The organism is Syntrophomonas sp. UBA1041, assembly GCF_002316705.1.
Taxonomy (GTDB): Bacteria; Bacillota; Syntrophomonadia; order Syntrophomonadales; family Syntrophomonadaceae; genus DTU019.
Genome location: NZ_DCEA01000036.1, coordinates 26580 through 51427 on the forward strand (window position 1 = coordinate 26580; position 24848 = coordinate 51427).

The 24848-nt window shown below is 50.8% G+C and carries 22 protein-coding genes; 10 read left to right on the forward strand and 12 right to left on the reverse strand.

Features of this window, described 5'->3' with window-relative positions; translation table 11 throughout:
• Positions 1-46 precede the first annotated feature (46 nt).
• The 10 genes from cimA to B2633_RS06040 all read right to left on the reverse strand — a co-directional run bounded on the left by cimA (position 47) and on the right by B2633_RS06040 (position 13635).
• A complete protein-coding gene (gene cimA / locus B2633_RS05995; RefSeq protein WP_483169786.1) occupies positions 47-1660 on the reverse strand; it encodes a citramalate synthase in 1614 nt (537 codons plus the stop codon).
• Positions 1657-2748 (reverse strand): 3-isopropylmalate dehydrogenase, encoded by a 1092-nt coding sequence (gene leuB / locus B2633_RS06000; RefSeq protein WP_483169752.1) that lies wholly within the window; start codon positions 2746-2748, stop codon positions 1657-1659. Before leuB ends, cimA begins: the two co-directional genes overlap by 4 nt.
• Before the next feature lie 45 nt (positions 2749-2793).
• On the reverse strand, positions 2794-3291 hold the full coding sequence (gene leuD / locus B2633_RS06005) for a 3-isopropylmalate dehydratase small subunit (RefSeq protein ID WP_483169753.1): 498 nt from the start codon (positions 3289-3291) through the stop codon (positions 2794-2796).
• Positions 3292-3334: 43 nt separating this feature from the next.
• Positions 3335-4594 carry a 3-isopropylmalate dehydratase large subunit gene (gene leuC, locus B2633_RS06010; protein ID WP_483169754.1) on the reverse strand — a complete coding sequence of 420 codons (1260 nt, stop codon included), beginning with the start codon at positions 4592-4594 and terminating at the stop codon, positions 3335-3337.
• A gap of 26 nt (positions 4595-4620) precedes the next feature.
• Positions 4621-6156, reverse strand: coding sequence for a 2-isopropylmalate synthase (locus B2633_RS06015; RefSeq protein WP_481042735.1), 1536 nt, complete (start codon positions 6154-6156; stop codon positions 4621-4623).
• A gap of 34 nt (positions 6157-6190) precedes the next feature.
• Positions 6191-7204 carry a ketol-acid reductoisomerase gene (gene ilvC / locus B2633_RS06020; protein WP_483169755.1) on the reverse strand — a complete coding sequence of 338 codons (1014 nt, stop codon included), beginning with the start codon at positions 7202-7204 and terminating at the stop codon, positions 6191-6193.
• A gap of 85 nt (positions 7205-7289) precedes the next feature.
• Positions 7290-7775, reverse strand: a complete 486-nt coding sequence (gene ilvN / locus B2633_RS06025) for an acetolactate synthase small subunit (protein WP_481042731.1) — start codon at positions 7773-7775, stop codon at positions 7290-7292.
• A complete protein-coding gene (gene ilvB, locus B2633_RS06030; protein WP_483169756.1) occupies positions 7775-9460 on the reverse strand; it encodes a biosynthetic-type acetolactate synthase large subunit in 1686 nt (561 codons plus the stop codon). The genes ilvN and ilvB overlap by 1 nt, the downstream gene beginning before the upstream one ends.
• Positions 9461-9589: 129 nt before the next feature.
• Positions 9590-11251, reverse strand: coding sequence for a dihydroxy-acid dehydratase (gene ilvD, locus B2633_RS06035; RefSeq protein ID WP_483169757.1), 1662 nt, complete (start codon positions 11249-11251; stop codon positions 9590-9592).
• A gap of 410 nt (positions 11252-11661) precedes the next feature.
• A complete protein-coding gene (locus B2633_RS06040) occupies positions 11662-13635 on the reverse strand; it encodes a hypothetical protein (protein WP_483169758.1) in 1974 nt (657 codons plus the stop codon).
• Positions 13636-13860: 225 nt separating this feature from the next.
• Between B2633_RS06040 and B2633_RS06045 the strand changes: the two genes are divergently transcribed.
• Both B2633_RS06045 and B2633_RS06050 read left to right on the forward strand, forming a co-directional pair.
• Entirely contained in the window at positions 13861-14970 is a 1110-nt protein-coding gene (locus tag B2633_RS06045; RefSeq protein ID WP_483169759.1) for an HD-GYP domain-containing protein, read from the forward strand.
• Between the two features lie 245 nt (positions 14971-15215).
• Positions 15216-15377 carry a hypothetical protein gene (locus B2633_RS06050; RefSeq protein ID WP_483169760.1) on the forward strand — a complete coding sequence of 54 codons (162 nt, stop codon included), beginning with the start codon at positions 15216-15218 and terminating at the stop codon, positions 15375-15377.
• A 78-nt stretch (positions 15378-15455) separates the two neighbouring features.
• On the opposite strand, the gene B2633_RS06055 is transcribed toward B2633_RS06050, so the two are convergent.
• Complete coding sequence (locus tag B2633_RS06055; RefSeq protein ID WP_481042719.1) at positions 15456-16220, reverse strand: SIR2 family NAD-dependent protein deacylase; 765 nt, start codon at positions 16218-16220, stop codon at positions 15456-15458.
• Positions 16221-16486: 266 nt separating this feature from the next.
• Between B2633_RS06055 and B2633_RS06060 the strand changes: the two genes are divergently transcribed.
• Both B2633_RS06060 and B2633_RS06065 read left to right on the forward strand, forming a co-directional pair.
• Positions 16487-16714, forward strand: a complete 228-nt coding sequence (locus B2633_RS06060; protein WP_483169761.1) for a DUF1659 domain-containing protein — start codon at positions 16487-16489, stop codon at positions 16712-16714.
• A gap of 33 nt (positions 16715-16747) precedes the next feature.
• Positions 16748-16972: a DUF2922 domain-containing protein gene (locus tag B2633_RS06065; protein WP_483169762.1), complete on the forward strand. Its 225-nt coding sequence runs from the start codon at positions 16748-16750 to the stop codon at positions 16970-16972.
• A gap of 206 nt (positions 16973-17178) precedes the next feature.
• Here B2633_RS06065 and B2633_RS06070 read toward each other — a convergent pair whose 3' ends face one another.
• On the reverse strand, positions 17179-17877 hold the full coding sequence (locus B2633_RS06070; RefSeq protein ID WP_483169763.1) for a queuosine precursor transporter: 699 nt from the start codon (positions 17875-17877) through the stop codon (positions 17179-17181).
• Between the two features lie 175 nt (positions 17878-18052).
• Here B2633_RS06070 and B2633_RS06075 point away from each other — a divergent pair, with 175 nt between their 5' ends.
• The 6 genes from B2633_RS06075 (at position 18053) to B2633_RS06100 (ending at position 24805) form a co-directional block, all read left to right on the forward strand.
• Positions 18053-19483 carry an MFS transporter gene (locus B2633_RS06075; RefSeq protein ID WP_483169764.1) on the forward strand — a complete coding sequence of 477 codons (1431 nt, stop codon included), beginning with the start codon at positions 18053-18055 and terminating at the stop codon, positions 19481-19483.
• A gap of 241 nt (positions 19484-19724) precedes the next feature.
• Positions 19725-20183, forward strand: coding sequence for a TOBE domain-containing protein (locus B2633_RS06080; RefSeq protein WP_483169765.1), 459 nt, complete (start codon positions 19725-19727; stop codon positions 20181-20183).
• Positions 20184-20344: 161 nt separating this feature from the next.
• Entirely contained in the window at positions 20345-21709 is a 1365-nt protein-coding gene (locus B2633_RS06085) for an efflux RND transporter periplasmic adaptor subunit (RefSeq protein WP_483169766.1), read from the forward strand.
• A 25-nt stretch (positions 21710-21734) separates the two neighbouring features.
• Positions 21735-22454, forward strand: a complete 720-nt coding sequence (locus tag B2633_RS06090; protein WP_483169767.1) for an ABC transporter ATP-binding protein — start codon at positions 21735-21737, stop codon at positions 22452-22454.
• 19 nt (positions 22455-22473) lie between these two features.
• On the forward strand, positions 22474-23685 hold the full coding sequence (locus B2633_RS06095) for an ABC transporter permease (RefSeq protein ID WP_483169768.1): 1212 nt from the start codon (positions 22474-22476) through the stop codon (positions 23683-23685).
• A gap of 13 nt (positions 23686-23698) precedes the next feature.
• The gene (locus tag B2633_RS06100) at positions 23699-24805 is read left to right on the forward strand and encodes a TolC family protein (protein WP_483169769.1); all 1107 of its coding nucleotides are present in this window, start codon (positions 23699-23701) and stop codon (positions 24803-24805) included.
• Positions 24806-24848 lie beyond the last annotated feature (43 nt).

The window sequence follows — 24848 nt, forward strand, 5'->3', positions numbered from 1 at the left end:
CAACAACCCCGTCCCCCCGACACCCCTAGTTGAATGACCAGGCTTATTATTTTCCCCGCTTTAACAGCATGTAGTTGATGCTGTCAACCAGGGCTTGAAAGGAAGCTTCGATTATGTTTTCCGACACTCCCACCGTACTCCACTTATCAGTGCCGTCTGCGGTTTCTATCAGAACCCGGACCCTGGCTGCAGTAGCCTCACTGCCATCCAATACCCTGACTTTGTAATCGGTCAGGTGCATATCTTTGATAGCCGGATAAACCTCGTTCAATGCTTTGCGCAGGGCATTATCGAGGGCGTTGACCGGGCCGTCCCCGTCGGCTGCGGTGTGGTAAACCTGACTGCCGACTTCAATCTTAACCATCGCTTCAGAGGTGGTTTGGTCTTCCTCATTTTTCTCTAGGATGACTTTGAGGTTTTTTAACTGGAAATAGTCGGTGAATTGGCTGAAAGCTTTGCGCAATAACAGCTCCAGAGAGGCGTCCGCGCCTTCATACTGGAAACCCTGGTTTTCAAGTTCTTTAATCTGCCGGATCACCTTGCGGGTTTCACTGTCGTAAGCATTGACATCGATATTGAATTCTTTGGCTTTATACAACAGGTTGGATAAACCAGAAAGCTCGGAAACCAGAACCCGGCGATGGTTGCCAATATCCTCGGGATTGACGTGCTCGTAGGTCAGGGTATCCTTTAACATGGCGCTGACATGAATGCCCCCTTTATGCGCAAAGGCCCCGTGTCCTACATAGGGCTGATCGTTATGATGAGGCATATTGGCAATCTCACTGATATAACGCGATACTTCCGTCAATCTTCTCAGGTTTCCTGCCGGGACGGCACGATAACCCATTTTAAGCTCCAGGCTGGGTATTACCGTACACAGGTCCACATTTCCGCAGCGCTCCCCGTAGCCGTTAATAGTCCCCTGAACGTGGGACGCCCCGGCTTTCACTGCCATAAGGGTGTTGGCTGCCGCCAGACCCGAGTCGTTATGCACATGAATCCCCAGAGGTATATCGAAGTGCTGCCTGACGTCTTCTACAATCAAGCTGGTTTCCCAGGGCATGGTGCCCCCGTTGGTGTCGCACAACACCAGGCATACCGCCCCGGCCTGGGCCGCTCTTTCCAGGACCTGCAGCGCGTAATCACGATTATCCTTGTATCCATCAAAAAAATGCTCGGCGTCAAATATGACTTCCAGGCCCTGGCTGGCCAGGTAGCCAATACTGTCCCTGATCATATTGAGGTTTTCGTCCAAACTGGTTTCCAATGCTTTGATAACGTGGAAATCCCAGGTTTTGCCGAAAATAGTCGCGGTTTTGACCCCTGAGTCCAAAACCGCTTTGATGTTATTGTCCGAGGTTACGGCCACGCCGGGCTTGCGGGTGGCGCTGAAAGCTGTAATTCTCGAATTATTGAGCTTGATCTCCTGGATACGGCTGAAAAACTCCATATCCTTGGGATTGCTTACCGGCCAGCCGCCTTCGATATAAGCAATGCCCAGATAGTCCAGCTTGGCAGCGATCTTTAACTTGTCATCGACGGTAAGGGAGATGCCTTCCCCCTGAGCGCCGTCCCTCAAGGTGGTGTCATATACGGCTACCCGCGTTTTATCCCCAATTTCAAAATCCTCCTCATCAAATATTCCATTACTTATTATTGAGCAGTGATACGCTCTGCGACCAGGTCGCCCATGGTTACGGTGTCGGCTGCTTTGATTCCGGCATCATTCAGGCTGGCCTGAATTAAGTCGGGAGTGCGGTAGCCGTCCTGCAACACGCTGCGCACCGCGGCTTCCACAGTCTGAGCCTCTTCAGCAAGACCGAATGAGTAACGCAGCATCATAGCGGCTGAAAGTATGGTGGCCAAAGGATTAGCCTTGTTCTGTCCGGCTATATCCGGCGCGCTGCCGTGAGAAGGTTCATAAAGTCCCACCGCTCCGCCAATCGACGCGCTGGGAAGCATCCCGATGGAACCGGTCAGCATGGATGCTTCGTCAGTTAAAATGTCCCCAAACATATTCTCGGTGACAATGACGTCAAACTGACGGGGATAACGGATTAACTGCATAGAGCAATTATCTACGTACATATGGGTGGTTTCCACATCCGGATACTCCCGGGCCAACTGGCTTACCACCTCCCGCCACAGGCGGGATGATTCCAATACATTGGCTTTATCCACCGAACACAACTGCCCCCGGCGCTGCCGGGCCGCCTGATAAGCGAATCTGACGATGCGTTCGATCTCATAAGTGGAATAAGTGAGGATGTCGGTAGCCTGCTGGCCGCCATCGGCAGTCATTTCGCGTTTCTTTTCCCCGAAATACAAACCGCCGGTGAGTTCACGGATCACCAGGATATCGACCCCACTGATGACCTCCTCCTTTAATGTAGAAGCCTGCAGCAGACCGGGGAAAAGGATGCAGGGCCTGAGGTTGGCGAACAGTTCCAGTTCCTTGCGCAAGGGCAATAACGCCCCGATCTCCGGGCGCAGTTCAACAGGCAGCTGATCCCATTTAGGCCCCCCGATAGCCCCCAGGAGAACCGCATCAGAAGACTTGCACAAGGCCAGGGTCTCCGCCGGCAGGGGATGGCCGACGGCATCATAGGCGGCCCCTCCCACCAGGGCTTCTTTAAATTCAAACTGGTGACCATAACGAGCCGCGACGGCTTCCAGGGTCTTAACCGCCTGGGGAACAATTTCCACTCCGATGCCGTCACCGGGCAAAACCGCTATTCTATACATTCAGATCCGTTCCTTTCATGTATCATCTACAGACTAAATCGATAATTACTCAGTTCGGGCTTTCTCTTTTACGTAATTGATGAGGCCGCCTTGGGCCATAATCTCCTGCATGAAGGGCGGGAAAGGCTGGGCTTGATAAGAGATGCCGCTTCTTAAATTGGTGATGTGGCCGGTTTCCAGATCCACTTCGATCTGGTCTCCCTCCTCCATTCCATCAAAGGCTTCCTCGCATTCCAAAATAGGCAGCCCGATATTGATGCTGTTGCGATAAAATATACGCGCAAAAGAGCGGGCCACCACACAGGAGACCCCGGCTCCCTTGATGGCGATAGGGGCATGCTCACGGGAACTGCCGCATCCGAAGTTTTTGTCGGCAACGATTATATCACCGGGCTTCACCTTGGACGGAAAGGTGGGATCAGCGTCTTCCATACAGTGTTGGGCCAGTTCCAGCGGATCGAAAGTATTCAGGTATCTGGCCGGAATGATGGCATCGGTATCCACATCAGGGCCGAATTTATAAATCTTGCCTGTATATTTCATTTGTCACACCTCTTTTGTTATCTTCCTGTTGAGTTGAAACAGATCAGACTTGCCAGGGCGGGGTTATTTCCCCGGTGATGGCGCTGGCTGCAGCAACCGCCGGACTGGCCAGATATACCTCACTCTGAGGGTGCCCCATGCGGCCTACGAAGTTGCGGTTGGTGGTTGCCAGGGCGCGCTCCCCTTTAGCAAGAATTCCCATATGGCCTCCCAGGCACGGTCCGCAGGTAGGTGTGCTGACAACAGCTCCGGCTTCGATAAAGGTCTCGATATAACCGCGGCGCATCGCTTCCAACAGAATCTGCTGCGTACCCGGAAAGACGATGACCCGCATTTCAGGATGCACTTTTTTGCCTTTCAAGATTCGGGCCGCGATCTCCAGGTCTTCCAGACGCCCGTTGGTGCATGACCCGATCACTACCTGATCAATTTTCACTCCCTGGGCCTCGCTTACTTTTCTGGTGTTCTCAGGCAGATGCGGAAAAGCCACTACCGGTTCCAGGGCGGAAACGTCATATTCCCTTATCTCATAATAAAGGGCGTCGTCGTCAGACTGATAGAAGCGGTAAGGCCGCCGGGCCCGGTTTTTTATATATTCCGCAGTGACGTCGTCCGGGACGATGATGCCATTTTTCCCGCCTGCTTCAATAGCCATGTTGGCCATCGTAAAACGGTTGTCCATTGATAATGAGGAGATGGCCTCACCGCAGAACTCCATAGCCATATAGCGGGCCCCGTCCACACCGATATCCCCTATGGTGTGGAGGATCAAGTCCTTGCCTCCCACCCAGGCGGGAAGCTTGCCATAATATACGAATTTGATTGTTTCCGGCACTTTAAACCAGGCTTCCCCGGTGGCCATGGCCGCAGCCATATCAGTGGATCCCACTCCGGTCGCGAATGCGCCTAGGGCGCCGTAGGTGCAGGTGTGCGAGTCGGCTCCGATTATGACATCGCCGGGCAGCACCAGGCCCTGCTCCGGCAGCAGGCAATGCTCAATACCCATCTGCCCGATTTCAAAGTAATTTTTTATCCCTTTGGCCCGGGCGAATTCACGCATGATTTTGCACTGCTCGGCGGATTTAATATCCTTGTTGGGTGCGAAGTGGTCGGGAACCAGCACAATCTTTTCCCGGTCATATACTTCTTCTTTTCCCAGCTTTTCAAATTCGGAAATAGCCACCGGAGCAGTGACGTCATTGCCCAGGACGACATCGACCCGGCAGTTGATCAGTTCACCCGCTTCCACCGCCTTTTTTCCGGCATGGTCAGCCAGGATCTTTTGTGTTATCGTCATTCCCATATCTTGAGGTCTTCCTTTCCTGGAGGCTAGATTTCCTTATCTCGTCTTTGTACCTCGTAATAATGCTTGTTTATAGCGTTTATGTATGATTTGACACTGGCTTCAATGATATCGGTACTGAGGCCCCGGCCATTATATACCTTGCCGTCAATTTGAATGTGGGACACCACTTCACCCAGGGCGTCTTTACCCCCGCCCACCGCGCTGAGTTTATAGTCCAGCATTTTGCCATAATGGTCAGTGATCTTATCCACTGCCCGGCAGGCGGCGTCTACCGGGCCGTCCCCGGTAGCGGCGGCATCGAATACCTTGTCTTCGATTTTCAAACTCACGGTGGCGGTAGGCAATACCGTGCTGCCGCTGACCACATGCAGGTATTCCAGGCTGAATCTTTCCGGAATAGCATAGACTTTGTCCTTGACCAGAGCCTCCAGATCATCATTGGTGACCTGTTTCTTTTTGTCGGCGATTATCTTGAAACCATTGAAAGCCCGGGCCAATTCCTCATCATTCAAAGTGTAGCCCAGAGATTCCATGTGCTCTTTAAAGGCGTGGCGCCCCGAGTGTTTGCCCAAAACCAGCTGGCTCTGGCTTACTCCGATCAATTCCGGGCTCATGATTTCATAAGTAGTTCTCTCCTTGAGCATGCCGTCCTGATGGATACCAGACTCATGGGCAAAGGCATTTTTCCCCACTATGGCCTTATTGGGCTGAACCTGCATGCCGGTCAAACTGCTCACCAAACGACTGGTGCGATAAATCTCCCCATGATTGATCCCGGTGGTCTTTTTCAGGTAATCATAGCGGGTGTACAAGGCCATTATGATTTCTTCCAGGGCGGCATTTCCGGCCCTCTCCCCGATACCGTTCACGGCACACTCCACCTGGCGGGCCCCATTCAGGATTCCCGCCATGGAATTTGCCACCGCCAGACCCAAATCGTCATGACAATGAACGCTGATAATGGCTTCATCCACGTTTTTCACCCGGCTCATGAGCTCTTTAATGAAGCGCCCGAATTCCTCGGGGATGCCATAGCCTACAGTGTCGGGGAGGTTGACAACGGTGGCGCCTGCGGCAATTACGTTCTCTGTAACCCGGGCCAGAAAATCCATATCGCTGCGGGAGGCGTCTTCTGCGGAGAATTCCACATCATGGCAAAACTTCTTGGCATACTTGACGGCCTCAACCGCTTGAACCAGAACCTCTTCCCGGGATTTCTTGAGCTTATATTTCAGATGTATGGGAGAAGTAGCCAGAAAAGTATGTATACGGGGAGTTTCGGCGTCTTTAACGGCCTCCCAGGTCCTGTCGATATCCTCCCGGTTGGCACGGCACAACCCGGCGATTACCGCGCCTTTGACCGCACGGGCTATGGCCTTTACCGCGTCAAAGTCGCCTGGTGAAGCTATGGGAAAGCCGGCTTCGATAATATCGACACCCAGCCGGGCCAGCTGATGAGCTATCTCCAGCTTTTCCTCCACATTCAGGCTCACCCCCGGAGATTGCTCCCCATCCCGGAGCGTAGTGTCAAACAGGTAAATACGATCTTTGGCAGACATCCTGCACCCCCCGATTATATAAATATTTGAACCTCTATTTGGTCTCTTTCAGCCAGGGCATCATAGCCCGCAATTTTTCTCCCACCTCTTCGATGAGGTGTTCACGGTTGCGGCGTTTAAGGGCATTAAACTGCGGTCTGCCCACCTGGTTCTCCAGCAGCCAGTTCTTGGCGAAACGGCCTTCCTGAATGTCTGTTAAGGCCTGCTGCATAGCCTGGCGGGCTTCAGGGCCGACGACATCCGGTCCTTTAGTATAGTCGCCCCATTCGGCGGTATCACTTATGGAATAACGCATATAGCCCATGCCGCCTTCATACATCAGATCCACGATCAGTTTTAGCTCATGCATGCATTCGAAATAGGCTATCTCCGGCTGGTAACCGGCTTCAACCAGGGTTTCGAATCCAGTCTTGACCAGTTGGGTCACCCCGCCGCAAAGTACACACTGTTCGCCGAACAAATCGGTTTCCGTTTCTTCCTTAAAGCTGGTTTCAATAACGCCAGCCCGGGTGCAGCCTATTCCACAGGCATAGGCCAGGGCCAGGTCTCTGGCTTTTCCGCTGTAATCCTGCTGAACGGCAACCAAGCCCGGTACTCCGGCGCCTTTGGTGTACATCCTTCTTACTAGATGGCCCGGGCTTTTGGGGGCCACCATGAAAACATCGATAAAGGCAGGCGGAACAATCTGGCCGAAATGAATGTTAAAGCCGTGCGAGAAGCCCAGGGCATTGCTTTCGGTGAGGTGGGGCTTAATCTGTTCATTATAAACCCTGGCCTGAGTTTCGTCAGGAAGAAGCACCTGAATAATATCTGCTGCCTGAGCCGCTTCCGAAACGGTCAGAGGCTGAATTCCGGCGGCAATGACTTTGTTCCATTCTTCTTCGGTAAAATCGTCAAAGGGCTTGCGCAGCCCCACCACCACGTTGACTCCACTCTCATGCAGGTTCTGAGCCTGGGCATGGCCCTGGGAACCGAAACCCATCACAGCCACGGTTTTCCCTCTAAGCAGATCCAGGTTGGCGTCAGCATCATAAAACATTTTAGCCATTGTCAACATCCTCCTTATTATTATGTCTACCCCCGGCTGTACCGGGGGTCAGCATCTGCTACCAGCATAACCCAAATATCTTTTTTTATCCTTTGCACCCCCCCCGCAGCATGGCGATCTTGCCGGTACGCACCAGCTCGGAGATGCCGAAAGGCCGCAGGGCTTCTTCTATAGCGTCAATTTTGGCGGAATCCCCGGTTACTTCAATAATTAAGTTATTTTTGCCGATATCTACGATGCGGGCGCGGAATATCTCCACGATCTGCATGACTTCAGCGCGCACGCTGGCATCGGCCTTGACTTTGATAAGTACTAATTCGCGTTCTACCGCCCGTTCATTGGTAACATCCACAATTTTAATCACATTGACCAGTTTGTAAAGCTGCTTGGTGACCTGCTCGATAATCTGGTCGTCGCCCTCCACCACGATCGTCATCCGTGAAATGGTAGGATTCTCGGTGGCCCCTACGGTGAGGCTATCGATATTGAAACCCCTTCTGCGGAACATGGTGGTCACCCGGGTCAGGACCCCGGGTTTATTGTCGACTGTAACCGCCAGTGTATGCTTCATTATTCGTCACCCCCGATCATATTAATGAGGGATTCTCCCGGGGCCACCATGGGGTAGACATCGGCTTCCCTTTCCACCACGAAATCGATAAAGACGGGACGATCTCCCACCTTCATGGCTTCCCTTAAAGCATCTTTGACCTGATCGGTCTCAGTCACCCGCATACCCACCGCTCCGTAGGCCTCGGCCACTTTAACAAAGTCAGGCTGCAGGCTGATATCGGTATTAGAATAACGCTTTTTATAAAACAGGCCTTGCCATTGCCTGACCATACCCAGATATTGATTGTTGAGAATACAAACAATCACCGGTACTTTATACTGCATGGCGGTGCCCAGTTCCTGAATATTCATCTGAATGCTGCCGTCTCCGGCGATATCGATCACGGTCATGTCTGGGCGGGCTATTTTGGCGCCGATGGCGGCCGGAAATCCATAGCCCATAGTGCCGAGTCCCCCTGAGCTGATAAAGCTTCTGGGGTTTTTGAATTTATAGTATTGAGCCGCCCACATCTGATGCTGACCTACTTCGGTGGTGATGACGGCATCGCCTTGAGTCATATCGTAAATGCTCTCGATGACATGCTGCGGCATGATGCGTCCTTCACATGAAGCCGGATAGCGCAGGGGATACTCCAGTTTCCATCGATCGATGGTATGATGCCATTCGCTCAGCTCTTCAACAGCTTCCAAGCGCTGGTTAATGGCCTGCAAAACCTCTTTTACCTGTCCCACGATAGGTATGTCAACCGCCACATTTTTGCCGATCTCGGCAGCATCAATATCGATGTGGATCACCTTGGCGTGCGGGGCAAAGGCTTCGATCTTCCCGGTGACCCGGTCGTCAAAGCGCACCCCTACGGCTATCAAAAGATCTGATTCTGACACCGCATAATTGGCGTATTTGGTGCCATGCATGCCCAGCATGCCCAAGGCCAGATAATTGTTGCCGGGGAAAGCCCCCATACCCATCAAGGTAGTAGTGACTGGTATTTTACGCTTTTCCGCCAGTTCCCTGAGTTCTTCCGACGCTTCGGAGATGATAACCCCGCCGCCGGCATAGATTACCGGACGCTGAGCCTGTTTGATCAGTTCCACCGCGTTAATCACCTGTCCGGCGTTAAAGCCTTTCATCACCCGGTAGCTATGGATGAAAACCTCTGATTTGTCGCTAGTAAAGTCAATGCTCTTATCCATGATGTCCTTGGGCAAGTCGACCACTACCGGACCGGGCCGGTTAGTTCTGGCAATGTAGAAGGCCTCTTTTACTACCTGCTCCACATCCTCGGTGCGTTCAACCAGGTAGTTGTGTTTGGTGATAGGCAGGGTGATGCCGGTTATGTCGGCTTCCTGAAAAGCATCCCGGCCGATGAGGTGTGACGCCACCTGCCCGGTGAAAAAGACCATGGGGATTGAATCCATATTGGCGGTGGCAATTCCGGTAACCAGATTAGTGGCGCCGGGCCCCGAGGTGGCGATACACACCCCGGTTTTCCCAGAGGCCCGGGCATATCCGTCAGCGGCGTGAGCAGCGCCCTGTTCGTGCCGGGCCAAAATATGTTTGATATCAGAATCATAGAGGACATCATATATAGGTAGAACAACCCCACCGGGGTAGCCGAAGATGGTGTCCACCCCTTGTTCCTTAAGACTATTAATCAGGATTTCAGCACCTTTACAATTCATAAAATCACCTCCGTAAATTCTTCCAACTCCCGCTTAAACCTCACGTTTATGATACAAAAGCGCCCAGCCAGTTATAAAGCAAAGGCGGGCTCTTGGCCCGCCGGTTTTATTACGCTTGCCATATTGAAATCATTCTTTAAATATGGCTCCTGTACTGGCTGATTGTACCAATTGAGCATATCGTTTCATATAACCTTTTTTTATTCGGGGCTCCGGCTCTCTCCAGAGGCTGCTCCTCTTTTCGATAATGCCGTCGTCTACTAGCAGTTGTAGTCGGCACCCAGGTATATCGATCTCGATTAGATCGCCTTCTTCAATCAGGCCAATCAAGCCCCCTGAAGCTGCTTCAGGGGATACGTGCCCAATGGATGCTCCCCGGGTAGCCCCGGAAAATCGCCCATCGGTAATTAATGCCACCTCCTTATCCAAACCCATACCGGCAATTGCCGAGGTTGGAGTCAGCATTTCTCTCATACCTGGTCCGCCTTTGGGGCCTTCGTAGCGAATGACAATAACATCTCCGGGTACAATTTTCTGATTGAGAATAGCCGCTACGGCTTGTTCTTCAGAGTCGAATACCCGGGCTGGTCCCGTATGCCGCATCATCTCTTCAGCCACTGCGCTCTTTTTGACCACGGCCCCCTCTGGCGCCAAATTGCCAAAAAGCATGGCCAAACCGCCGCTGGGGCTGTAGGGCTGGTCTATGGACCGGATCACATCATAATTGCGCACTGCGGCATCTTTGATGTTGTCTCCTACAACTGTTCCGGTAACAGTCAGGGCTTCTTTATCGATCAGGCCCTTTTTGTCGAGTTCACTGAACATGGCTTGAATGCCGCCGGCCTGGTAGAGGTCTTCCATATGGTGATGCCCGGCGGGGCTCAGACGGCAAAGATTAGGAGTTGAAGCGCTGATTTCATTGAAAAGGTTCAAATCTATAAATACACCCGCTTCGTGAGCGATGGCCATCAAATGCAGGACAGAATTGGTTGAACAGCCAATGGCCATATCCAGGCGCATGGCATTCGAGAAAGCCGCCTCAGTCAGGATATCACCGGGTTTGATATCTTTTTCTACCAGGGTCATGATCTTCATGCCTGCGGTTTTGGCCAATCGAATCCGCTCGGAATAAACCGCGGGGATAGAGCCATTCCCTGGCAGGCCCATTCCCAGGGCCTCGGTTAAACAATTCATGGAATTGGCGGTAAACATCCCGGCACAGGAACCACAGGTAGGGCAGGCGCTCTCTTCCAACCGGGCCAGCTCCTCAGGAGTCATTTTTCCGGCAGCCGCCGCACCTACTCCCTCAAATACCTGGGTTAAGGTCAGGCCTTTATCACCTGACCTGCCGGCCAGCATTGGGCCCCCGCTGACAAAGATGGCGGGAATATTTAAACGCGCCGCAGCCATCAGCATGCCCGGCACCACCTTATCGCAATTGGGTATGAATACCAGTCCGTCAAAGGCATGGGCGGTAGCCATAATCTCCACTGAATCGGCGATCAGCTCCCGGCTGCCCAGAGAATACTTCATACCCAGGTGGTTCATAGCGATGCCGTCGCAGACTGCTATGGTCTGAAATTCCAGGGGAGTTCCCCCTGCCACGCGCACTCCCGCTTTAACCGCTTCCCCGATTTTGTCCAAGTTAATATGACCTGGCACGATATCATTGTGCGAGTTAACTATGCCGATCAGAGGTCTTTTGATCTCTTCATCGCTAAGGCCGATGGCCCTGAATAAAGATCGATGGGGAGCCTTTTCCAGCCCCAATTTAATTGTGTCGCTTTTCACCCCGATCACCTTCCTTAGATAGCCCAACCTGCTCAACAAGTTTCTGTTTGCAAGCTATAAAAGAATATAAAAATCCCCTCGTCCCGGTCAGGGACGAGAGGAATCTCCCGCGGTACCACCCTGTTTGTCGCCCATGCGACCACTTACAGCGCGTGCTTTCCGGCACACTGTCTTGATAACGGACTTTTGCGTCCGGCAGCACCTACTCAGGCAAGCCTTTCAGATTGCTCCTCCGGGATGATCACCACCAGAAATGTTGATACTGGCTTTCAGCACATGGCCAGCTTCTCTGTAATCAAGTGATTTCAGGTGTCAAGTCCCTTCCTCGGTGTGATTAATTCATTATTTAATATTCATCAAGTATATTGAATCATACCGCTGTTTGTCAATAGTATACGTCGCATTAGCTGTCATTTCTGCTCGATTTTGCGAATGTATTCTTTCAGTATGATATTGTTAGGCTTTCCGCTTAGATGACGGTTCCCTTCCCTGCGCTTGATCTTCTTGTACAAAGCCCACAACAGACGGTTGCCCTCCTCGGTCTGCCGGGCCTCGGAGGGGCTCATCCCCTGTAAGAGGCTGAGGTGAGAATGCACCCACTTGTTTAAATATAGTTCTTTCAGTATGGCTGAAAGCTGAGGATAAGCTTTTTTCAGGTCAGCCGTAAGTATATCGAAGATGCCATCTTCCCGGATCTCCATGCCATCGAACTCCAGGCACCCATACATATCGGCTTCAAATTGCTGTCTGACCCGGGCCATGTCACTGTCTCCAAAGGTGGAAACGGCTATCCAATTTGACCCCATAATGTACTCAGCCTCAAAAGCCGGTCCGTGGGCAGAGGCCTCCACCTGATAATAGAGCTGGAAATCTCTACCCTGGAAACAGAAGTCTTTTCCCATGGTTTCCAGTCTTTCTACGACTCTTTGCCGGTCCTTGATATGATAGTGCGCGCTTATCAAGCGCATGCCGTCATCACAAGCCGCCTCACTGCCCGGTTCCAAAAGCACATCTTCGAAGCTTACATACTGCCCGCCCAAATAACGAAAGGCGGTGAGCACATTCACCTGATAATCCTCTCTTAATAGAACGCAACTAACCTCATCCTCCAGAAAATCATGGAGGCCGTTTAGGTTATCATCATCCTGGCAGATTACCACAAATTCATCCCCGTTCACTACCAGGTCGGCAACTACGCCGCTCATAAATGATACCCCGCAGTTAAAATCCTCTTCGCGATAAGTCAGGCGCATATGCATTCCATCAGGCAGTTCCTTAACTTCCCTTACCCCGTCCAGGTCATCCAGTTTGGCAAGCAGCTGCTCCAGATCAATAATCTCATATACCCGGCAAAAGGCGGGATCACTAAAAGGATTATACTTGGTGCTGCAACAATTTTTGTAAGTTTCTTCAAATGATTCGATCAACCAGCTATCTTCTGTTTTAATCAACCCCACCAGGTATTCGCGGTAATAGAACTCCCCTGCTTCAATGACGATGGAATAGGCCCCAACAATGGGTCTATCAACATCGCCCTGCTCTTTGCAGGCTCCGCCCTCAATAAATATTGCCGCGGAGTTCATGATCGCATCCATTTCAAAATCGGTTTTAAGCCCAAATGCCGCTTCACGGAGCAAGCACAGAATATAATCCCAATCATGATATTTATAAGCGTGAAATATGCTGTTAACCAGCTGGCGTGGGTTCAATTTCGCCGACAGAAGGCGAACCAGGTTCCGTTCGCGCTCAGAACCGAGATCGCTTTTTTCAAACAGATACTTTTGATACAGAAAGCGCCCCAGAGCCGGGCGGCTCATATGGCGGAGGTTGTGGTGATAGGCCTGGGAGACCAGGAAACAGGCTTCATCCAAACTGATTTCCGTCATATCCGGCAGGTTTTTGCGATCCCGGTCATACTGAGCCGGCAGCATATTTTCAACCAGGAAGAAGCTATGTATGCCGTCGCTGTTGAAAGTAAGGTAGAAGCATTCCACATGCAAGTTCTTTCGGCCGATTTTCCAGGCTACGTCCAGGGTTACCCGGCCGGTATGCCTGGTGCAGGAAGCATAGGCCTTGTAAAATGTCCCTTGAAAGGGGGCCAATACTGACCTGGGCATACCCGCCAGGTGCATTTTATCTAAAACCCGGTTGCATAATTGCTTATATTCCTTGTCAAACTCAAGTTTTATCACTTCGATAAACTCTATGACCGCCTCTTCGCGGAAAGCTGACAAACCCTCCAAGATTAAAGGCCGGGTTTCATGCGGAACCTCCTCGAATAAGTCCAGCATAAAGAGACGGCCTTCATTGCTTCCCGACAATTGACGGAGATCGCTGATAATATCCTTAAAATAATTAATGGGTAATCCTTTGCGGTTTCTCATGCCAGGTTCCTTTACCATCTATAAATGTAATTGTAATTTAACACTTCGCGGGGTGATTGGCAAACCATCCCGGCAAACCCCGCCGCAGTCATTTTTCAACATATGATTCTTTAATAGGAGCAATTATTGTGTATTATGCAATTTTTTTCTTGGTCCAGGCAGGAAGTATAACAGTAATAAAGAAATAATGGGAAGAATGACATTCTTTGTTGATCGGGTGGTATTTTGAGAAGAATTAAGATCAAACACCTGAAACCAAACATGGTGGTAGCGCGTTCCGTTTACTACGGCAATGCCCATGTTCTAGCCCAGGCAGGCATGGTACTGACAGTTGACGCCATCAAACGCCTGGATGAACTGGGCATCGCTTCGGTATATATTCGTGAGCAATACGTGCCTGAGACAGTGGAGCCAGAGGACGTAATACCGGAAAAGGTTCGTCTGGAAACCATAGAAATGGTCAAAGCGAGCTTTATAAACCTGCATGATCACCTCAAACTTGACATAAACCGGGTGGCTAGCATCGTTAACAGTATCATTGACGAGTTGCTGGCCTCTGACGATATTCTGGTGCAACTGACTGACATTCGCGCCTTTGACGACTATCTATTTGCCCACTCGGTAAATGTATGCGTTCTATCTATTATGACCGGCATTACTTTGCATTTTGACAAAGCCCGGCTGACTGAACTCGGGGTTGGCGCACTGCTTCATGATATCGGCAAAACCAAAATCGATTCAGAAATTCTCAACAAACCGGATGACCTCAGCCGTCAGGAATTCGATGAGATAAAGCGTCATACCAACTACGGCTTCGAAATGCTGAGGAACTATGCCGACCTTTCTCTGCTCTCCGCCCACATAGCCTTTCAGCATCATGAGCGCTGGGATGGCCAGGGGTATCCCCGCGGCCTGAGAGGCGAGTCTATTCATGAATATGCACGCATCGTGGCTGTGGCCGATGTCTATGATGCATTGCTGGCTGATCGGCCTTATCGCCCTTCTTACACGGTCAATCAAGCCTTAACCATATTGGAGCGTATGTCCGGGGTCTATCTGGATCCCAACTTCGTAACTGCTTTGGTTTCAAATATAGCCATTTATCCGGTAGGGAGTTTGGTGGAAATCAGCACCGGCTATATAGGCATAGTTATGGAAGTGAATAAAGTTGTACCCACCCGTCCGGTTATTCGCATCATTGTGGACAACACCGGAAGGCGCCTCAGCCGCACTCATATGATCGATTTATCCCAATTTGCCACTATTATGGTCATTCGAGCCTTAAATGGCGACGACATTGATAAGTTGAATTTAAGAGAATACGTCCTGGCATAATCCCCGCAAACAAAACCTATTTATCGCATATCTCACCGCGTTTTCCGGCAAGCTAACAAAAAAGCCGGAGGTTTTTCATGTTTGTTAAAATAGTGTCCCTGCTTCTGATTATTATTTTTGGCGGCACGCTGTTGTTTTTGTTGCTAAAAAAAGTAATCCCCACCTTATTGAACAAGTAAGGCCATACAAATCCTGAAATAAACCACTTGCATATGCTTAAACTACTCTAGAAGGAGGGAAAGCATATGACAAGATACCGGACTACCGACGGCAAAGAAGACTTGAGACAAAAATTCCATTGGTTTGGGGCTATGGCCATTCCTTTGGCTTTTGTCAACGGATTGTTTTTCGGTGGCTACGCCTTACGCAAAATCCGGCAATACTGGGAAGGCGGGCCCATGGACTAATCGATTGTCCTGATCCCGCCAAAATGGTTCATCTTTACAGGGATGAACCGTTTTTTTTCCTGGCGGCGTTGGCCTTTGTCAACCTATCAGGTTCAGGCAATGGTTGATTTCTTCTAAAGTCTCGCCGGTATTGGGGCCGTCGATTTTCACCAGGGCAGCGTGATCCAATTGGGTTGGTCCCCGGTTTATTATGATCAAGTCCTGATAAAAAGTGCTGAAGGCCCTTACAAAGCCTGCCACAGGATATACTGTCAGTGACGACCCGATAACCAGCAAAGTCCGTGCCCCCATTATCAAATCCTGGGCATCGGTAAAAGATTTGATAGGCTCACCGAAAAGAATCACGTCCGGCTTTAAAATCGAACCGCACTGGTCACAGGTGGGAATAATGACGCCCTGTTCGCGTACTCCAGCCCAGCTGAAAAGCTCCCCGCAATGCCGATTGGTACAAACATAGCGTTCGCTGTTGCCATGAACCGCCACCACCCGGCGGCTTCCAGCCTTCTCATGCAGCCCATCTATATTCTGCGTGACAATTCCTTTAATAAAGCCGTTTTTCTCCATTTCAGCCAGCATATAATGGGCCTTGCTGGGCTCGACGGTAGGAAAAATAAAATGCTGGTTATAGAAATCATAGAACAGCCGGGGATTATTATTAAAAGTTTCGATGTTTATTATACTCATAACCCGGTCTTCACCCAATTGACGATAAATTCCGTTTTGACCCCGAAAATCAGGTATCCCCGCTTCGGTGCTGATGCCTGCACCGGTGACCACCACGGTATTGGGTGAGTTTGCCAGGGTGCGCACTATCTGGTCGATCTGATGGCTTGGCTTATTCATGGCGCCGACTCCTTATATGTAAAATTGAACACTACTTCGCTATCCTGGCGGGCGATTCCTTTTACTTCCGGGTCGATAAGGAAGCAGGTTCGATTACGACGGGAAAACCCGGAATATGGTTTCATCCGGGCCGTTCTGTCCGACTCTGGTCATCGTCCTCGACTTGCAGGGGTATTTTATGGGGATCCCGTCTTCGACTTAACGAGAATCTCAGCTTAACATTGATGCAGGAGCATCGCTCCCATTACTTGGAGGAGGTGATTTTCATGGCAATTGTGGCAACGCCGGTAGCCAGTGATTTGGTTTTAGTCATGGACGCTGGCTTGGATGAATTTGGTCGGCAAGTAACCAGGAAAAGACAGTACGGCAACCTCAAAAACTCGGCTAATGATGAGGACGTTTTTGAGGCGGCTGAAGGCATCATCAGTCTGCACGAATCCGCCTGTCTGGCAGTTCAGCGGGTAAATACCGTCGAGCTGACCGAAGAAGGTTAAGCCGCTTACCAGCTCTGCAAAGGAGGGATTAAAATGGCCATTGAACGCACTATTGAGATGGGTTTTAACACCAGCTTGAACAAGAATCATACCATACGCATCGCCGGAGCCAAAGCAGCAGCTACAGCCCAAGAAATCTCGGCAGTAATGGACACATTAGTGACAAAAGACGTTTTTGTAGGCAATAATGGTACGCTGAACAGCAAGAAGAGCGCTCGCCTGGTAACCAGGCAAACCGATGATTTCGATATAGCTTAGAACCATGGGGGGGCTGTGTTAACAGCCCCCCGGCTTATTGACAAAGTCAACCAGCCGGACAGAGCGAACGGCGGAAGCGAAGAGCAAGGCGCGAAATAGGCCCGCGATTGAGGCGTACAAATAGTACGTTGATTGAGCGGGCCTATTGAGCAACGCAGATATTCGCTTTTGTCGACGGTCCGGGGGCTGTGCCAGCAGCCCCCGGCTTATTGCGATGAGGATCTGACTGTGATCGCAAACGGATTATAGCTTATTCCATTGTCGAAGACTTCTCCCTCGCGCTTTTTCAGCCATCCTACCAAAGCATAGGTAAACGGGGTAGCCAGAACTTCGTAAGCCACTTTCCATCCGTATTGAACCGCCACCATGCTCATAAAGATCGGAGCAGAATACAAGCCATAAAAAGCTGCTGACATAAAAATCAGGGTGTCCAGAGCCTGACCAACCAGGGTTGAGCCAATGGTGCGGGTCCACAGCCAGCGCCCGCTGGTTAAGATCTTCAAACGGGACAGTATAACCGCATTGGAAAATTCTCCGACAAAATAGGCCAGCAATGAGGCTAAAACCAACCGCGGGGCAAAACCCAGTACGGTGAGGTAGGCCGGTTCTTGCTCCCAAAACTCCGGCCAGGGCAATCTGACAACAGCCATGAAAAACACAGCCATGAAAAGGTTGGCCGCAAATCCCAGCCATATGGTGATGCGAGCTCGCCTGAATCCATACACCTCGGTGAGAACATCTCCGAAGATATAAGTTACAGGAAAAAGAAACAGATCGGCAGTTAATACCATGCCGCCCAGATCCACCAGGCGTCCCGCCACAATATTGGTAATTAACAGGCAGGTGATAAACAGACAGGTAATAATCAAGAACATGACAGATATCGGGGCATTTTTAGGCTGCATATAACAGACCTCCTTGTTTTTTTAAGGCGGGTAGGCTGCGACCGCCGTATATATTCTAGCATAGTAATAATAAAATGTTTAACATCTTCATAAGATTCATGGTGGACATTTACTGTTGCAATACTTAATAAAAGGTATAATATTATAGGTCACATTCATTAACGGGGTACAATCTATGGCAAAGGATTCCAAGAGGTCTATTGAACAGGCCGCCCTGATCGCGGTCATGTCCACCTCATTCATGGTTGCCTTTATGGGCAGCGCGATAAACCTGGCCCTGCCGGTAATGGTGCAGGAATATGCCAGCACGGCCACCATGTCCAGCTGGGTGGTCGCCTCATATTTGCTTTCGTCAGCGGCATTTCTGCTGCCGTTAGGGCGCCTGGCCGATATTCAAGGACGCCGCAAGTACTACCTGGCAGGCACAATCTTATATACCCTTTTTACCCTCTTGAGCACACTGGCCAACAGTATGGAAACTTTGATTTTCTGGCGCCTCTTGCAGGGTGTAGCCGCTGCCATGATATTTGGAACCGGCATGGCCATTTTGACCTCAGTATACCCGCCTCAGCAGCGCGGCAAAGCCATGGGGTGGAGTGTTTCCCTGACCTATACCGGATTGACTCTGGGACCGGCTCTGGGAGGTTTTCTGACCCAACACCTGGGATGGAGAACCATTTTTTATTTAACCGCCTTGTTGGGCCTGGTTGCCGCTTATCAGATATATCATCACCTGAGCGGTGAATGGCAGGGGGCTGCCAATGAAGACTTCGATTGGAAGGGCAGCCTATTTTACGGTTTAGGACTGATCTCCTTATTGTACGGCCTCTCCGCTATTACCACCGAGACCTGGGCAGGGGCTCTGGCAATTTTGGGAGTGGCATTACTGTGCGCTTTTGCCTGGGTGGAGCTGAGGAGCCTTTCCCCAATTCTCAATATACGCCTGTTTAGGGACAATCAAGCTTTTGCCTTCTCCAATCTGGCGGCCATGATCAATTACAGCAGCACCTTTGCCCTGACCTTTTTGCTTTCGATCTACCTGCAGATTGTTAGAGGCCTGGACACCCAGACGGCAGGCTTGATCCTGCTGATTCAGCCGGTTTTGATGGCTGTATTCTCACCTATGGCAGGCACCTTATCCGACCGTATCGAGCCGCGTCTGGTGGCCTCATGCGGAATGGCCCTCAACACCCTGTGTCTGCTGGTTTTAGCCTTTATCAATGAAAATACTTCGCTGTGGTTGGTCATGGTGATTCTGCCCTTGATCGGACTTGGATTTGCCCTGTTCTCCTCGCCTAATACCAATGCGGTCATGAGTTCTGTCGAACCCCGTTTCTATGGCATAGCATCATCAACCATCGGTACCATGCGTTTGGTAGGGCAATCCGTATGCATGGCCATTGCCACTCTGATCATCTCTATCTATGTTGGCCAAACCCCTCTAAACTCAGCCAGCCATACGGCGATCACCCACACCCTCAGAACTTCATTTATCACCTTCACTGTTTTGTCATTGTTCGGTGTTTTCGCCTCGTTGGCCCGCGGCAAGGTACACCAAAGTCCACAATCCGGCACTTCCCACCCCTCTCCCCAAGGCAACCGCTAACCCCTGAAAAATATGTTACGGCGCCATTGTGCGTGCCAATTATACTGTTCTATAATGTACGCTTCCTTTCTTTCCCATTCCAAGGAATTAATAGATGTGATACCATGCATTTTTATTTATAAGCATTTTTTGTAGTAGTACAATAGAAATTGGAACTATCCTGTCACAATAAATCGAAAGGAGGGCTAAGTAGCATCTGCACAGACGTGTTGGGGACATAGAATTATAGGGGGAAAGTTGAGTGAGAGATACATACGTAGAATGCGGCAGTTGTGAGGTATTTGGATACTGCACACAGACCGAGGCCGAATGCAAGGCCTATTATGCAGGTTTCGGCTGGGACAAATACAGAGAAATCCCGGGATGCAACACCTGTTCAATAAGTATGTGCAGTCAAACCTCCCTGGAGTGCGACGCCTACAAAGACATGAATGGCGTCGGCCAGATAGTGTTTTCCGATGCTGCCGACCGGCAAGACCAGCTGCACAGCCTGCCTGCCAACCTGGGGCTGATGAACTGGTTCACAGGTGTGATCGAACGGATAAGTACTGGAGACGTTATGGCTCTGGTCACCATTCGCTGCGGTGAACAGCGTTTGACTTCGATGCTTTCATTGCAAAAGCTTCACGAAATGCAGTATCAAATCGGTGATACCATCTCAGTCGCCATCAAAGCGGTCAATGTCGTTCTGATGCGCTAGATTCATAGGCCCCCTTGAAACTTCAAGGGGGCTGCCCTTATTCCAGGCAACACAACTCATTTTTAAAACCCTCCCCTATAACTGGCTTAGGTTTGCACTTCTTATTCATTCCACAGTTTTTACACACTTTTCTTATAATTTTGCAACAATGGGGTTTTAACATGGGAGATGGAATGATCAGGTTCTGTGAGGTGAAATTTCCCATGACTGAAAACGAAAGCCTTCCCCAAACTGTAATGCCCCAGCCATTTAAACCTAGAAAGCCAATTATTATTATAGGTGTGCTGCTGGTCATAGCAGCAACCGGTTTTTTAGTTTACCGGCAAATGGATAAGCCGGCTGAAGCCGGTTATCTGACTGCTTCGGCGGTAAGAGGCTCAATTATGGATGTAGTCCAGGCTACCGGCACCATCGAACCGGTCGAAAGAGCAGAATTACAGTTTAAGAACAGCGGCGATGTTAAATCCATCACCCTGCAGCCCGGAGATAAGGTAAGCAAGGGCCAGGTTCTGGCAGAGCAAGATGATACTTCTCTTTTGGCCCAGGTAAGGCAATCAGAGATAAACCTCTCTCAACAGGAGATTCAAATTCAGAATCTCACCCGAAAAGAGGACCAGGCCAAAACAAAACTGGAGCAGCAACAAGAGCTTTTTGACGGGGGATTTATTTCCCAGTCTGCCCTCAACGAAGCCCTGGACGGATATAAACAGGCTGAATTGGACCTGGCTTCAGCACAGGCGCAGTTGGAAAGCAGCCAGGCTAAACTGGAAATGGACCGCAACGAATTGAGCAGCGCCAAATTGATTGCCCCATTCTCCGGCATCATCAGCACTGTGGACAGCCAGGCCGGCCTCAGTGGAGGTTCTTCCAACAGCGCCTCATTGATCACCCTCATCAGCGAAGAACTCTATCTCAAAGCCCTGGTCAACGAAGTCGATGTGGGCCGGCTCGAACCCGGCCAGGAGGTCGAATTCACCAGCGGAACTTACACTGATAGGACTTTTACCGGCAAGCTGGATAAGATCTCACCGGAAGCTACTACCGTCAGCAATGTCAATTTCTACCCGGTAATTATCATCATCGACAACAGCGAGGGGTTGTTGCGCTCAGGGATGTCGGTAAACGCCAATATCATCATAGCGGCGTCAAAAGATGTCCTGACTATTCCCATGATGGCTGTATCTTATGCGGAGTCCTATGTCAGGAGCGGTGCGGCAGCCGGCAGATCTGCAGCCTCTGCCAGCGGTATTGCAGCCAGGCAGACCGCAGCGGCGGACCAAGCCCAGCAAAAAGTGGTGCTGGTTTTAGAGAACAACCAGCCGGTCCAAAAAGCGATAAGCACAGGGCTGAACGACAGCCAAAATATTGAGGTCATAGAGGGTTTGCAGGAAGGTGACCAAATCATCATCGGCTCATCGCTGGGCGGCAGCGCCAGCGGGGACAATCCGGCTGCTTCGGCTCAAACCAGGAACAATGATAACCGCAGTGCCCCGGGAATGGGGGCGCCTGTGATGATACGCCCTTAGCCGTTTTTTCACAAGAGGGACCGCCATGAATCAACCATTAATTAAACTGGAAGAAATCGTTAAGACCTATTACGGAGCAGGGGCCCCGGTACGAGCTTTGCGCGGCATCACGCTGGACATCGGGGAACATGAGATGACTGCCATAATGGGTTATTCCGGATCAGGGAAATCAACTTTGATGAATCTCCTGGGCTGCCTGGATAAGCCCGACAGCGGTTCATATACCCTGGCCGGTTATGAGGTGATGGCCCTGGCCCCAGAGCAATTGGCATTTCTGCGCAATCGTCTCATCGGCTTCGTATTTCAGAACTTCAACCTTTTAGGAAGGGCTTCAGCCCTGGAAAATGTCACTATGCCCCTGATCTATGCGGGGATAAAGAGCAGGGAACGCCAGCGCCGGGCTTTAGAAATGTTGAACTTGGTCGGGCTCAAGGGCAGGGAGCATCACCGCCCCAATCAGCTATCGGGAGGTCAGCAACAGCGCGTAGCCATCGCCCGCGCCTTGGTCAACCGGCCCAGACTGATTCTTGCCGATGAGCCTACCGGAGCACTGGATACCAGCACTAGCCACGAAATCATGGCTTTACTGCAAAACCTGCACCGTGAACAACAGCTTGCTATAGTAATAGTTACTCATGAAAACGAGATCGGACAACACTGCCAGCGTATCATACGCCTCAGCGATGGTATGGTGGTTAATACCGAAGCGGTCAAAAACCAGCTTCGAGCCATACCGGCCAAGTAGAGAATAAGGTGGAAGAAACATGGACTTGATATCATGCCTGCAAATTGCCTGGCGCAGCCTTTTGCTCAACAAGATGCGCTCATTTCTGACTATGCTGGGGGTTATCATTGGGGTTGGCGCGGTCATCACCATGGTGTCCTTGAGCCAAGGGGCTAGTTCAGGTATAACCGACCGGATAGCCAGTATGGGGTCTAACCTGTTGATTGTTACTTCGGGAGGGGGTTTCGGCCCGGTGCGGGGAGCCACCGCCACCGCGCAGCTGACCATGGACGATGTTGCTGCCATATCTGATCTGCCCCTGATACAACATGTGGCCCCTGAATCAAGTACCCAGGCTACCCTGTCCGTAGGCAGCCTTACCTGGACCGCGCCGGTCAGCGGTACCGTCCCGGCTCTGCAGGATATAAAAGATTGGCCTACCCGGCTGGGCGGATTCATAACTGAGGAAGACCTGGCTCAGGGAAGTCTGGTAGCTGTAATCGGTCAGACCGTGGTAGATAATCTGTATACCGGCGCGCAGAGTCCGGTGGGAAGCCAGTTGCAGATAAACGGCCTTAACTATACGGTCATAGGGGTTTTGACTTCAAGGGGAGCGGAGGGTTCCGGATCTGATCAGGACAATTCGGTTTACATCCCCATAACCACTGCCCAGCAAAGACTGCTGGGCAGCGCCGCAGTGCGGACCATCAATATTCAAGCCGTCAATACCGAATCCCTGGAACCTCTGAAAAATGCCGTCACTACCTTGCTGCGCCAGCGTCACCGCTTGGCGGATAGTGCGGAGGACGACTTTATGATCCAGGACATGGCCCAGGTATTATCCACCATAGAAGACACTACCCGTATATTTACTTTTCTTTTGGGGGGCATAGCAGCGGTTTCGCTCCTGGTAGGGGGTATCGGTATTATGAATATCATGCTGGTGTCAGTAACCGAGCGGACCCGGGAAATTGGGGTACGCATGGCAGTAGGAGCCACCCCCCGGGCTATTATGACCCAATTTCTGATCGAAGCCCTGCTGCTCTGTATCTGGGGAGGAATAATCGGAGTACTCTTGGGCTGGGGAGGCAGCTCTTTACTGGGAACTCTGGCAGATCTCCAAATCAAGCTCTCGCCCTGGTTGATAGCGGTTGCCCTGGGCTTTTCGCTGATGGTGGGGCTCTTTTTCGGCTACTATCCTGCCAGCAAGGCAGCTCGTTCCAATCCCATCGAAGCATTGCGTTTTGAATAAAGGAGGTTTTCCTATGCAAGCGGGTCGGATATTGACCGCCATATTGGCAGCCCTGACGTTAACGGTTTCCTGCTGGTCCTGGCCAGCTTCCGTTTTGGGAGAAGAACCTTCCCCGGAGCAGGAACAACCCGTTCTGACGCTGACACAGGCCGTGGAAAAAGGCCTAAAGCATAGCAGCAGCGTTAAGATAGCGGATTATCAGATTGAGAGCAATGAACTGCTGCGGGATAAGGCCGCAGCCAGCGTATTTTATGTCCCTGCCGACGGCACCTACCAGGACGATGCCAATGCCTATTTAAACCTGATCGAAAGTGATATCGCCTGGCAGCAGTCCAAGAAGTCCAGGATTGTTACCGCTGATAAGGTGATAAAGGATATCTATCAAAAATATTTTGATGTTTTGCTGGCAGAGGATGCATTAAAGCAAGCCCAGCAGAACCGGGCACAAAGCAATCATCAGTGCCAGGAGGCTTTGGCCCGTTTTGAGCTGGGCTTGATCAGCAAGCTGGAGCTAAACAATGCTCAGATTGATTACAGCCAGAAACAGACCCTGGTGGCGGAAAGCCAAACCGACCTGGAACAAGCCTACATAAAGCTGAATAACGCCATCGGCCAGTCCTCGACGGAGCGGCCGGTTTTAGTCGATGATTCAGCCTTCAATCCCCTGCAGGTTGACAACCTGCAACAGGAGATTACCAGGATCTTGAACGACAGCCCCGAGCTATGGCTGGCTGAAAAAAACCTTGAAAAAGCTGAACTGCAGAATTTGTTGGCTCCTCTGTCCGGTTCTTCTTTACAGCCCAATGAAGTTCAGGAAAACAGCCTGTCAATAACCAAAATCAACACCAGTGACACTAAGATACAGATTATTCAAAATATAGAATCAAATTATTACAAAACCGTACAGCTGGAATCCCAATACCGGCAGGCCGAACAGACCTGCCAGACAGCTCAGGAAGATTTGCGTTATAAAACCTTACAGTTTAATCTAGGATTAATAGCCCGGGGTGATTTAATGGCAGCGGAGATCGCAGGGGACAACGCCCTTCGTTCGCTTAATGCACTCAAGCACCAGCATATCCTGTCCAAAATGGCTTTTGAGAAGCCCTGGGCGTCTTGATTCCCGGGATGCCTTCAAGCCGGTTAGGAGTATAGCAGCCAAA